Origin of the sequence: Clostridium aestuarii (assembly GCF_026735135.1) — a bacterium.
Classification (GTDB): Bacteria; Bacillota; Clostridia; order Clostridiales; family Clostridiaceae; genus Clostridium_H; species Clostridium_H aestuarii.
This window is the reverse complement of the sequence record NZ_JAPQER010000004.1, coordinates 277442-290253: the sequence shown is the minus strand read 5'-3', so window position 1 is coordinate 290253 and position 12812 is coordinate 277442. Positions and strand designations below refer to the sequence as shown.

General features: G+C 29.6%; 13 protein-coding genes and 1 pseudogene. 2 read left to right on the top strand and 12 right to left on the bottom strand.

Features of this window, described 5'->3' with window-relative positions:
* The 8 genes and pseudogenes from OW763_RS11790 to OW763_RS11755 form a co-directional block, all read right to left on the bottom strand.
* Positions 1 to 174: pseudogene (locus OW763_RS11790) on the bottom strand (2-hydroxyacyl-CoA dehydratase); the annotation flags it as partial.
* On the bottom strand, positions 174 to 1433 hold the full coding sequence (locus OW763_RS11785) for a 2-hydroxyacyl-CoA dehydratase subunit D (protein ID WP_268041339.1): 1260 nt from the start codon (positions 1431 to 1433) through the stop codon (positions 174 to 176). The pseudogene OW763_RS11790 and the gene OW763_RS11785, both read right to left, overlap by 1 nt.
* 50 nt (positions 1434 to 1483) lie before the next feature.
* Positions 1484 to 2266: an acyl-CoA dehydratase activase gene (locus tag OW763_RS11780; RefSeq protein ID WP_268041338.1), complete on the bottom strand. Its 783-nt coding sequence runs from the start codon at positions 2264 to 2266 to the stop codon at positions 1484 to 1486.
* 305 nt (positions 2267 to 2571) lie between these two features.
* The gene (locus OW763_RS11775) at positions 2572 to 4137 is read right to left on the bottom strand and encodes an acyl CoA:acetate/3-ketoacid CoA transferase (protein ID WP_268041337.1); all 1566 of its coding nucleotides are present in this window, start codon (positions 4135 to 4137) and stop codon (positions 2572 to 2574) included.
* A 383-nt stretch (positions 4138 to 4520) separates the two neighbouring features.
* The gene (locus OW763_RS11770; protein ID WP_268041336.1) at positions 4521 to 5900 is read right to left on the bottom strand and encodes an MATE family efflux transporter; all 1380 of its coding nucleotides are present in this window, start codon (positions 5898 to 5900) and stop codon (positions 4521 to 4523) included.
* A gap of 19 nt (positions 5901 to 5919) precedes the next feature.
* Positions 5920 to 6363: a MarR family winged helix-turn-helix transcriptional regulator gene (locus OW763_RS11765; RefSeq protein WP_268041335.1), complete on the bottom strand. Its 444-nt coding sequence runs from the start codon at positions 6361 to 6363 to the stop codon at positions 5920 to 5922.
* A gap of 141 nt (positions 6364 to 6504) precedes the next feature.
* Positions 6505 to 7968 carry a sodium/proline symporter PutP gene (gene putP / locus OW763_RS11760; RefSeq protein WP_268041350.1) on the bottom strand — a complete coding sequence of 488 codons (1464 nt, stop codon included), beginning with the start codon at positions 7966 to 7968 and terminating at the stop codon, positions 6505 to 6507.
* Between the two features lie 321 nt (positions 7969 to 8289).
* Positions 8290 to 8490 carry a cold-shock protein gene (locus tag OW763_RS11755; RefSeq protein WP_268041334.1) on the bottom strand — a complete coding sequence of 67 codons (201 nt, stop codon included), beginning with the start codon at positions 8488 to 8490 and terminating at the stop codon, positions 8290 to 8292.
* A 290-nt stretch (positions 8491 to 8780) separates the two neighbouring features.
* Between OW763_RS11755 and OW763_RS11750 the strand changes: the two genes are divergently transcribed.
* Positions 8781 to 8978 carry a hypothetical protein gene (locus tag OW763_RS11750; RefSeq protein ID WP_268041333.1) on the top strand — a complete coding sequence of 66 codons (198 nt, stop codon included), beginning with the start codon at positions 8781 to 8783 and terminating at the stop codon, positions 8976 to 8978.
* A 54-nt stretch (positions 8979 to 9032) separates the two neighbouring features.
* Here the strand turns inward: OW763_RS11750 and OW763_RS11745 are convergent, their stop codons facing one another.
* From OW763_RS11745 to OW763_RS11735, 3 genes are all read right to left on the bottom strand, one after another.
* A complete protein-coding gene (locus OW763_RS11745) occupies positions 9033 to 9821 on the bottom strand; it encodes a ribonuclease H family protein (RefSeq protein ID WP_268041332.1) in 789 nt (262 codons plus the stop codon).
* Between the two features lie 17 nt (positions 9822 to 9838).
* The gene (locus OW763_RS11740) at positions 9839 to 10303 is read right to left on the bottom strand and encodes a methylated-DNA--[protein]-cysteine S-methyltransferase (RefSeq protein ID WP_268041331.1); all 465 of its coding nucleotides are present in this window, start codon (positions 10301 to 10303) and stop codon (positions 9839 to 9841) included.
* Positions 10304 to 10426: 123 nt separating this feature from the next.
* Positions 10427 to 11884, bottom strand: coding sequence for a PdaC/SigV domain-containing protein (locus OW763_RS11735; protein ID WP_268041330.1), 1458 nt, complete (start codon positions 11882 to 11884; stop codon positions 10427 to 10429).
* A gap of 237 nt (positions 11885 to 12121) precedes the next feature.
* On the opposite strand from OW763_RS11735, the gene OW763_RS11730 reads away from it, so the two are divergent.
* Positions 12122 to 12280: a hypothetical protein gene (locus OW763_RS11730; protein WP_268041329.1), complete on the top strand. Its 159-nt coding sequence runs from the start codon at positions 12122 to 12124 to the stop codon at positions 12278 to 12280.
* Between the two features lie 64 nt (positions 12281 to 12344).
* Here the strand turns inward: OW763_RS11730 and aroQ are convergent, their stop codons facing one another.
* Positions 12345 to 12788: a type II 3-dehydroquinate dehydratase gene (gene aroQ, locus OW763_RS11725; RefSeq protein WP_268041328.1), complete on the bottom strand. Its 444-nt coding sequence runs from the start codon at positions 12786 to 12788 to the stop codon at positions 12345 to 12347.
* Positions 12789 to 12812 lie beyond the last annotated feature (24 nt).

The following is a 12812-nucleotide window of genomic DNA, read 5'->3' as shown; positions in this document are numbered from 1 at the left end:
TCCCCATATACCTACTGGAAGAAATCCTGCTGCATGAATCATTTCTTCTGGAGCATAAACAGGCATAACACCTACTGCACCTTTTCCTGTTTCTTTTTTGTAGTCTTCCATAGCTTTTTTAGGGTTATTTGAAATTACTGCTAATTCATTTATAATACTTTCAATTCTACTCATTATTCTTCCTCCTTATCTTGCTTCATCATTTCGTCTAACGCCTGTACACGTGTATCAAATTGTGCAGGAGCAAAATTACGAGGATCAGTTTGGTCTCCATCAAAACTTACATATGGTAATCCATTTTCTTTTTGTAGTGCTTCAGCAGTTTCTACATTTAGTAAACTCATTAACTTACAACTTCTGTTTTGATGATAAAGGATACCGTCACATTTCCCACCCTCGATTACATCGCTAAGAACCTTAACTTTGTTATCAAGACAAGTGTTTATATAAATTCTTGTATAAGCTTCTGCCATTGAACTCATATCTCCTGGTGTATAAGTAAGGTTCCAAAGACCTGGATATGCTGAACCGGTCATTATATCTCCAAGATTTTTTAATCCTTTAAATGTATGTCCAAGGTGTGGCCAAACAGCTATGCCTTCCCAAGTAACACGTTTTTGTTCATTTCCTTTAAAGGCATAAATTCCATTTTTAAGCTTTTCTTCAGTTTCATCAGCAAACTTTTTAAATGTAATTTCAGAATAATCTTTACTTCTTGCACAAACAATAAGTGCCATGAAGTTGAAAAGATCAAAACCATTTAAAGGTGATGGTTTGTGTGTTAACATTGATGCTAATCTATTCCATTGAGCAACTGAACGTTGTGTTTGTTCTTGAACTTCTAAGAATTTATCATAGTCAAATTTTCTTCCACAAACTTCTTCAAGTTGAGCTATCGCTTCTTTAAATTGGTCAGCAATATAGTCTTTAGCATATTGTGGAATTGGCATTGTGTGGTTAAATGGTACATCTATTACGATACAAGGAATATTTAATTCAACTGCAAGGTTTTCATACCACTTAAGTAATGTGTTACAAATATTGTTACATGTTATTATAAGATCAGGAAGTGGTACATCTGCAGCTGGAGAATTTTCAAGTTTTTCAGGTGTTTTTCCTGTTAAAGCTTTTTCTTTTAAAAGTTCCATATAACCAAGATTTACTCTTGCATAAGAACAAATATCTAGTGAGTAACCTTTTCTATCTGCAACTTCAAGCATATCCATTGCACCTTTTCTTGCGCCTATTCCAGCAGCATGTGTTTCAGGATATACCATAGCAATATCCATTGCTACGCAAAATTCTGGTGGAGCAACTGATGCGGACCAACAAACAAGCTTTCCTTCTTTTTTTGCTTGTCTTGCTTCTTCATCTAGTTTTTCTTGATAATAACCTAACAATTGTTTTGCACTCATACTTGATGTATCAGTCATTTTCATCCCTCTTTCCTCATATTTTATTATTCTATTTATTTATTAATTTTTTAGCTTTCTTTTTTAGCTTCTTGATAAGCAAATAATGCTGCTCCAAGTGCTCCTGTTATTTGTGGATTTGGTGCTACAATTACTGGTCTTTTAAGTTCTTTACTTATTGCCCTAACAACACCTTCATTTTGAGCAACACCGCCGCACATAACAACATCATCTTCGATTCCACCTCTGTAGGCAAGCCCACATGCTTTACTAGCAACCGATTGGTGAACACCAGCGATAATATTCTCTTTAGCAACTCCTTTTGAAAGCTGCGATATTACCTCAGATTCTGCAAAAACTGTGCATGTACTGCTAACAGTAGCTGGTTCTGTTGCACGAGAATCATATTCTGCCATTTCACTAAGTTCAACTTCAAGTACTCGTGACATAACATCAAGAAAACGACCTGTTCCAGCAGCACATTTATCATTCATGAAGAACTGCTTAACTCCACCTCTATTGTCGAGTCTGATTGCCTTAGCATCCTGACCTCCAATATCAATAATCGTTCTTGCTGTAGGCACTAAAAAGAAGATTCCTTTAGCATGGCAGCTTATTTCACTGATTTGTTTATCTGCTTCTTCTGACGCAAATCTTCCATAACCTGTAGCAACTATTTTAGCCATATCTTCTAATTCAAGACCTGATTTTGAAAGAGCTTGTTCTAAAGCACGCTTAGGTCCTGTAGAACCTGTTCCAACCTGAATTACTTCTGCAGCGACAATCTCTTTTCCATCTTCAAGTATTACAACTTTTGAGGATGCAGAACCAACGTCAATACCCATTGTATACATCGCATTTTCTCCTTACTTATGAATAATTTTTCTTACGTCTTCATTGTTATTAGAAAACTAATTATCAAACTTTTAAAATTAATAATTAGTTTTCTATAAAAACTTTTGTAACTAGTTTCTCCTGAAACTTTAATTTTTATAGGATACGTTGGTCTTACCTTGTGAAAATAACATCCTTTTATACCTATAGGTAAGATGGTCTTACCTATTTTTTAAAAGAAATAACATCATCATGCATAAGCAATGTGATAATATCATTTTTTCATCTGTTCAATCTTATCTTTAGTTTTTATAAACTCATTTAATTATTTATTATTTTTTAATCCCACATTTTCTTCTCTGAACAATCTTTCATCCATAATCTTTACTTCTCCATCAATCTTAGGAGCAAATTCCATTAAGTCAACAATTTGTGTTTGAATATCAATTCCAGGTGCAACTTCTATTAAATAAAGTCCATCTTGTCTTAATTCAAATACACATCTTTCTGTTATATATAGTACAGGTTGTCCATTTTTATTTGCATACCCTCCACTAAATGTAACCTGTTCAACTTTTTTTATAAACTTAGTCTTCTTACCTTCTTCTACTATTATTACCTTACTATCTTGAATTTTTACTTTTAAACCTTTTGCTGTAAAAGTACCACAGAAGAATACTTTTTTAGCATTTTGTGTTATATTAATGAAACCACCACAACCTGGTAATTTAGGACCAAATCTACTTACATTAATGTTACCATTCTCATCACATTCCGCTAATCCTAAAAATGCCATATCAAGGCCACCACCATCATAGAAATCGAATTGATATGGTTGATCAATAATAGCATCAGGATTTAAAGCTGACCCAAATCTAGGTCCTCCTTGAGGAATACCTCCTATTGCACCTGACTCAACAGTTAAAGTCATATAATCTCCAATTTCTTCTTCGTTTGCAACTTGAGCAATATACTCAGGTGCTCCTACTCCTAAATTAACAGCTGTATCTTCTCTTAATTCCATAGCAGCTCTTCTTGCTATAACTTTTTTAGCAGTTAGTGGACTAATCTCTATTTCTCCACCTACTGATTCTCTTGCTATTCCACAAAGTGCTGGATTAAACTCTCTTCCCAGAGTTTGTTCATGATTTTCTGGATCAGCAACTACAACAGCATGAACATAAATTCCTGGTATTTTTACTAATCTAGGATCTAATGTACCACTTTTGACAACCTTTTCAACTTGAACAATTACTTTACCACCATTATTTTTAACAGCCTGTGCTATAGATGTAACTTCAGTAGTAGCTACTTCTTTTTCAAGAGTTATATTTCCATATTCATCTGCATAAGTTCCTCTAATGAAAGCAACATTTACAGTGAATGCTTTGTAGAAAAGTTTTTCTTCACCATTCACTTCTATAACTTCTACTAAATCCTCTGTTGTTTTCTCGTTTATTTTACCTCCACCATTTCTTGGATCAACGAAAGTATCTAAACCAACATGAGTAATTGTACCCGGTCTATGACCAGCGATATCTCTAAGTAAATACACTAAAGCCCCTTGTGGTAAATTATATGCTTCACATTTATTTGCAAGACAGAGTTCCCCTAATTTTGGAGCGGTAGCATAATGACCTGCTATTACTCTTTTAACCAAACCTTCATGAGCATAATGGTCTCCACCTGTTTTACCACTTCTGTCCCCTTGAGATGCTGGATAGAAAAATGTTAAATTTTTAGGATAACCAGTCTCTAAAAATTTCTTTTCTATAGCTTTACTTAATGCTTCTGGATTACAATTACCAACAAATCCACTTGTAACAAGGGTGTCATCATTTTCAACTAAATTAGCGGCTTCTTCTGCTGTTATTATCTTAACTTTCTTCACTCTTCTTCCCCCTTAAATAAAATTTATTTTTTAAATTTTAAAAATCACATTAAAATCTGTGTAAATTTTTAATGTTTAAAGCGAATGTGGATATGATCAATTTAAGCTCATCATAATAAAAGCCATCCAAACATCTAGAATATTTTTATTTAAGTTTTAATTAGCAAAATATTTAATATATAGAACAAAATATAGTTTAAATATTTCAAATATTAAACCATGACACTATTATAGCAAAACATTGTCGAAATTTCTAGAATATTTTTAATTAAATTGTATTGAATTTAATTTTTTTAAATATTTTTAAGTAAACTTTCCATTGATTATGTTTTATTTTTCATTAAAATTCACCTATTCCCAAAATAAAAAAGTGTAGATATTTATTACTCTCTACACTCTAATTCTAACTTTTTTAATTTTTCATCTTGTAAGCTTATTTTTTTCATTTCATTTATCATAAAAATTGCAGTAACCACAGTTGCACCAAAATCCGCTATAGGAAAAGCTCTCCAAATTCCTGGAAGCCCCATAAAACGTGGTAATATAATTACTAAAGGTATAAATAATATAACCTGTCTAAGCAATGATAATATTAATGATGGCATTGCCTTACCTAATGCCTGAAACAGTGATGCTCCTACAATTTGAATCCCTACTACCGGAACCATTAGTACAACAACTCTCAACACCTCTGCTCCATTTATTATAAAATCATTATCGCTACTAAATGCACCCATTATAGGAACAGATAAAGTTTGTGAAACTATAAATCCTATTCCAGCTAAAGTAGTAGCTGCTATAAGAGATAGCTTAACAGTTTCTTTAACTCTTTTCATCTTTTTAGCTCCATAGTTAAAACCAACTATTGGCTGCATTCCCTGTACTATACCAAATAAAGGCATATACAAGAACATAATAACTTTATTAACTGTTCCTAAAATAGCTATATCCAACTCAGTACCATAAAATTTCAAAGAATTATTTATTACTATTGCAACAATACTTCCTGCCACCTGTCTTCCAAAAGCAGCTGATCCAATAGCAAATATTTCTTTCAAAATGCTAATATCAGGTTTTAAATTATGGAATTTTATTTTTAATATACTTTTTCCACTACGTAAATAGCTAATAACAAAAATAAAAGATGCAAATTGGGATATAATTGTTGCTATAGCAGCACCTTTGATTCCTAATTTAAATATATAAATAAAAATAGGATCTAAAATAATGTTTAACCCTGTACCTATAAGCATAGAAAACATCGCTACTTTAGCATTTCCTTCTGCCCTAATAAGATTATTACCAGACATTGAAACGGATAAAAATATACTGCCTAAAAATATTACTGAAATATAATCCTTTGCATAAGGCAAAATATTTTTTGTAGCCCCAAAAATTTCAAGCAGTGGTTCTAAAAACACAAGCCCTATAATCATAATTAATGTACTTAATAAAACGACTGCAAAAAATGAATTTCCTGCTACATTATCTGCTTTTTCCACATCACCTTTTCCTAAATTTATTGACACAGAAGCAGCCGCCCCTATACCTATCATTTGACCAAAAGCCATTATTATCATTTGAATTGGAAAAGCTATTGCAAGCGCTCCTATTGCTATAGTTCCAACACCATTACCAATAAACATAGTATCGACTATATTATATAAAGCATTTACTATCATACCTATCATTGCAGGTAAAGATAAGTCTATTAAAAGTTTTTTTACATCTTCATTTCCAAGTTTTACACTTCTATTATTCATTTAATTTCCCCTTTTAGTATTAATCATTCTCTTTGGTATATAAAATCACATTTTCAGTCATTTTCTCTAAAATTTGAACTGTTTTCTTTTTTTCATCTTCATTAAAATTTTTCATAAGTACATCTCTCCAAGCTTCTAATGCCTTAAACAAGCTCTTTTTTACATCTTGTGCCTTTTCTGTAACATAAACCTTATAAACTCTTTTATCTTCTTCGTCTACTATTCTATATACATATCCTTGTTCTTCCAGCTTTTTTATAGCTCTAGCTGTAGTTCCTTTGTCTATATGAAGCATATGACTTACTTCTTCTTGACTTATTCCATCATTTTTTAATAATGTAATTAAAAAAGGATATTGACCACTTCCAATATTATATTCTCTAAGTTTTCTTACAATATAAGCTTGAGAAAATCTATGTAAAATAGAAATATTCTTGCCAATTGACTTGTTAGAATAATTCAAACCAATATCTCCTCCTATCTTATTTATATTTGTTGCACATGCAACTATATTGTATTATATGCTATTTTAGTTGTTAATGCAACTAATTTTTACTATAAAAATACGCATGTAAAATATTACATGCGTATTTTTAGCAAACTCTTATTTATTTTTGCTTTCTATACAAACTTGTGAAAACTCTTTTTTAATTTCTTCATTTGGTTCGTTATCTAATAAACTGAAAATAAATATTGCAATCAAAGAAACTATAATTCCTGGAACTATTTCATAAAGTTCAAATATTCCTCCAGTTAATTGTTTCCAAATTATAACTGTTAATCCACCTGAAACCATTCCTGCAAAAGCACCTTTTTTAGTCATTCTACCCCAAAATAAAGATAATATTATTGTTGGTCCAAAAGTTGCTCCAAAACCAGCCCATGCATAAGCAACGATTCCTAAAACCGAACTATTTTCGTTTAATGCCAATGTATATGCAATAACTGCAACAATTGCAACAGCTATTCTACTTACCCACACGAGCTCTTTGTCACTTGCATTTTTTCTAAATAATACTTTATAAAAATCTTCTGTAATTGAAGATGCTGTAACTAAAAGCTGAGAATCTGCTGTACTCATAACTGCGGCTAAAACTGCTGCCAATAAAAACCCTCCAATTATAGGATTAAACATTTGATTTACCATTATCATAAACACCTTTTCACTATCATTTCCTACTAAAGGCGTTTTCAAATATATAATTCCCAACATTCCAATTATAACTGCTGCTGATAAAGATATTACAACCCATGTCATTGCAATTACTCTAGCTTTCTTTACTTCTTGTGAAGATTTTATAGCCATGAATCGTGCTAATATATGAGGTTGTCCAAAATACCCCAACCCCCAAGCAAGTGACGATATAATTCCCACAACCGAAATCGTACTACCATCTAAATTATTAATCGCATTTAAAAGATTAGGATTGACATTTTTAATTGCATCTATAGTAGTATTAACTCCACCTAAATTATTAATTACTATAACAGGAACTGCTACAACTGCAATAAACATCATTATTCCTTGAAAAAAATCAGTCCAACAAACTGCCATAAATCCTCCAAGGAAAGTATATACTACAATAACAATTGCACCTATTGTTAAAGCTTTTATGTATGATATTCCAAAAACTGTACTAAATAGTTTTCCACCTGCTACAAATCCCGATGAAGTATAAAATAAAAAGAATATAAGAATAAATACTGCTGAAATTATTCTTAATATTTTAGATTTATCCTTAAATCTGTTTTCAAAATAATCCGGAAGAGTCAATGCATCTCCAGATAACTTAGTATAAATTCTAAGACGTTTAGCTACTACTTTCCAATTAAGGTAGGTTCCAATTGCAAGTCCAATTGCAATCCATATAGCTCCCATTCCAGATAGATATGCTGCTCCAGGTAATCCCATTAAAAGCCATCCACTCATATCAGATGCTTGAGCACTCATAGAAGTAACCCATCCATTTAATTGTCTTCCACCTAATACATAATCTGATAAATTTTTAGTTCTAAAATAAAATACTAATCCTATAGCCATCATAGCTAATAAATAGATTATAAACATAATAATAATAATAATATTGACTTTAACCAAAACGCTTCCCCCTCTTTGCTTAGGCACAACATATAGCTTTGCCTATTATGCAATAATTATAAATTCACCCTGCATTTTTGTCAATAAATATTAACAAATTGTAGCATATTCATATAAATAAACTGTATATTTATTATAAATATTCATTTATAGAATTATTATCATTTTAAAATTTCACAATGCATTTCCCATAAAAATTGATATTGTTTTTTGCAAACAAAAAAGTGATACTCGACTTGAATATCACTTCATAAACTCATCTATATTCGAAATAATCTACTTGAATATGGATTATAGTTTAACTACATTAGCTGCTTGAGGTCCTCTTTCTCCAGTTGTAATTTCGAATTCAACTTTTTGACCTTCTTCTAATGTTTTGAATCCATCCCCTTGTATAGCTGAGAAATGTACAAATATGTCTTCTCCTCCGTCTACTGATATGAATCCAAATCCTCTTTCTGAATTGAACCATTTAACTGTTCCTTGTTTCATCTAAAATTCCTCCTAAAACATTTTTAGTTGTGTTAAGTTTTAAAATTACTTACTCCTAATTACTTAACATAACTGACTTCCAATATAACACATTAATGTTATCACAACTGTTAATTCATGTCAATAATACTAAAAACTCCATATGCGTTTGTTATATATATTTAAACTTGATACATTCCCGTTCGTTATTATAACCATAATTGTTTTTATTATTCATAATTAACAAATTATCTTTGTTATGTGGAATATATTTCTGATTTATACAAATACTAAAGTTAGAGGTGATAAAAATGGTTCAAATAAACAATTCTAAAAATAAATTAAATAACTTAGAAGATTACTTATGCAAAAACGGATATACTCTTGAAAATTTTTATAACAACATAAATACAGATGTTCTTGGAACTAGAACTCCACATTCATCTATTTCAGCTATTAATACTGGTTTACTAAATGAAAATGAAATAGATGAAAAAGAACCCAAATAAATATTTAATCAGAAAAAGTGAGTGAATGAATTTAATAAAAATAATTCTTTCACTCTAATTATTTTTAGCTTTTTCTCTTGCATATATATCACAGAGACTATTTTCAAAATGTCCACTATGTCCTTTTACCCATTCAAATTCAATATATTTGTTTTTAGTAAGTTCATCAAATTCATTCCAGTATTCAATATTTTTCGCCTTTTCTCCATTTGCTGTATTCCAATTGTTTATTTTCCAATTTACAATCCATTCTGTAAGTCCTTTTCTAACATATTGACTGTCAGTTATAATTCTTACCTTTTCTATAGATTTTAAAACTTTTAATCCCCTAATTGCAGCCATAAGTTCAATTAAACTACTACTTTTCGCTTCGGTCTTTTGTGAATAAATTTTATATTTTCCTTCTAAATCCTCAACTAATACAGCGTAAGCCCCTATATCTAATTTTTCCATAAAACTTCCATCAGTATATATTTTGTGTATTATTTCTTCACCTTTATCAACTACATAACTTTCATTGCTTCCATTTCTTTTATCCAACACAACAATCTTACTTCTATCATTAAAAGCTGCTACATCTTTTTCATCTCTAAGGGCAAATTTAAGTTTAAATCCTTTATAAAAAGTATTTTTTCTTTTATTATGTAGTATTTTTCTTAATTGGTATTCGTTTTGCTTTAAATATGTTTCTAGCTTATCCTCTGACAAAAATCTTAATTCCTTTTTATTTGGATTAAACACAATTTCAGTATATAACCCTTGTTTTTTGTCTTCTGTAATTCTTATTCTAAAATCATTATTTATTTCATCAACTATTTCCATGAAGAATACAAACATTTTCATAAGTACGCTCCTAACTTTTAAGAAAATTGTTTTTCATGATTCAATAACCATTCTTTTCTCCATATCCCTCCTGCATATCCCGTTAACTTACCATTTGAACCAATTACTCTATGACAAGGTAGTATTATCCAAAACTTATTTTTACCATTTGCACTTCCTACAGCTCTACAAGCCTTACCATCTCCTATAGCTTCAGCAATATATTTATATGATACAGTTTTAGCATAAGAAATTTTAGCAAGTTCATTCCAAACTTTTTTTTGGAACTCTGTACCTTCCATTAATAAATTAAGTGAAAATTCTTTTCGCTTACCTTTAAAGTATTCATCAAGCTGAGCATATGCTTCTTTTAATGGCAACGGAACATCTCCAAAGCTCTCAATTTTTTCGCTGCAAATCACTGAGAGAATTCCTTTTTCTGTTCCCTTTATTTCTATAACCCCAATAGGTGATTTGTAATAAGCTTTATATACCTTATCCATATTAATTGCCTCCATATTTATAATTAAGTTTATTATATACTTTACTTCTCTTTAGGTAAACTTTAATTAATACTAACAAAAGAACCTTTTCTACTCTGAGAAAAGATTCTTTATTTTAAACTTTTATTCTTTTAAACTTAAAAACTCATCTTTTACTTTATCTTTAAATTGAGAAAGTGAAATTTTAAATTCTGGAATTCCTGATGAATATGGTGCAATTTCATATAGTCCAAAATATATTACGATACTACCTTGTTGAATATAGAACGATTGTTTTTCTGAAATACCCTTAAATTGAAAATATAGAGCATTCTCTTCTGAATATTCTTCACCATTTTTTTCCACATCTTCTTTTAGTTGTTTTGCAGCAGCAGCTCTTTGTTTTTTTATTTCTTTATTTATAATATCTTTATAATTCGTTCCATCTTTAAATATATCCTTTAAAGCTATTTCTTTTCCAGTTTCAAGATCTACATTGTATGTTTTCATCTCACAATATCCATGTGCTCCACCAGTATATTCACCAAAAGTAACAGAAATACTTAAAATATTATTTTCCTTATAAAAAACTTGATAATATGTTGAAGCATCATATGGTCTAATTTTCCAACCTTCTTTTTTTGCATCTTTTGAATACTCTTTTGCCATATCTTCAATATCTTTTTTAAAGTTCATAACATCATTTTCAATTTTTTTGTTTATTTCTTCTACTTTTTTATTGTTAATCCCACATAGTACAGGAATTTCAAATCTACCAATAAAAGCTTCATTTTTAGTGCTTATTTTTTTTGTTTCTACTTTTATAGGACTTTGTTTTACATCTATATTAGTTTTTACACCTTTTTTAAATAGTGAAAATGGAATCTTAAACTCTGGAATTCCTGCTGCAAATGGTGCAATTTCATATTGTCCATAATACACTACTATTTTTCCATCTTCAATATAAAAATCTTGTGAATCAGAAAGAGTATCTATTACTTCATCATATCCTTTAAAATATCTGTCTTCATCTAATTTTATTTGTCTTTTAATTTCATTACGAATAATTTGTTTATAATTCTCTCCATCACAGAAAAAATTTTTTAAAGTAGCTTCATTTCCAGTATTAAGATCAATATTATAAGACTTTTTATAACTCATTCCATGAGCTCCACCAGTATATTGACCATATGTTATACAAATACTTAATATATTATTTTTATTATATGATACTTTATATTCTACCTTAGCAACATAGGGATGAAATGTACAACCTTCCTTTTTAAAATCTTCTAGATCGCTTTTGGCTCCTTTTTCTAATTCATTTTTAAACTTCATAATTTCATTATTAAAAAGCTTATTTAACTTATCTTGTATTTTTTTATCTTTTAATCCACTAATTATTGGAATCTTTAAATCATATTCTATAGCTTCATTTTTATCTTTTAATGCCTTTGTTGCAATCTTTACATTATTCTTCTTTACTAGTGATAAATTACTCTGTGTAATTTTTGCTGATGGAATAACTCCCTGTGCAGATGCATAAGAAACATTTCCTAAACCTAAAAGTCCAATTAATCCTAAACACATTATTCTCTTCATTTATTACATTCCTTTCCTTTATTGTCATTATTATTTCCTATATTTATAATATATACCTTATAAAGTTTTTATTGGTTACAATAAAGATACATAAAGGTTACAAAGTAATGACACCATATAATAATATTGCGTCGCACTTTTCTTAAAATATTCACATACTGTATTCAATAAACTTTAGTTTTATTGTAAAATATGAATATATATATGAACTACCTATAAAATAAAGGAGAATATACTATGAGCAATAATGAAATAAAAGTAGCTTTACTTAAAGAAGAATTAGCTGAATTTAAAGAATCTATGAAATATCAATATGGTGAAAATTACTTAGACTATGAAGAAGTTAGAGCAAGAATAGAAGTATTAGAAAATATGATTAAGTTTTTAAGTGAGTAAAAAACTAAAAATTTTATAATTTTCTACAACAAAAAAGCTAGTAAAAAATCCTACTAGCTTTTTGCTATATTTTATTATTCTTTTTCATATCAATTAGTCCTTTCATAGCCATTACATATCCATAAATACCAAATCCACAAATCTGTCCAATACATGCTGATGCTGTAACAGATTTATGTCTAAATTCTTCTCTTGAATGAATGTTGCTTATATGTACCTCTATTGTTGGAATGCTTACAGCCATTAAAGCATCATAAATCGCTATACTGTAGTGAGTATATGCTCCTGGATTTATTATAATTGAATCATATTTATTATATGCCCCCTGTATATACTCTATTATTTCTCCTTCTATATTACTTTGAACTATATCGATTTCCTGATTTAGCTCTGCACCTTTTTCTTTCAAATGTTCACACATCTCTTCATAAGTGTTGCTTCCATATATATGTTTTTCTCTTATACCCAGCATATTAATATTAGGACCATTTACTATTAATATTCTCAAGATTCCATCCCTTTCTTACAAATT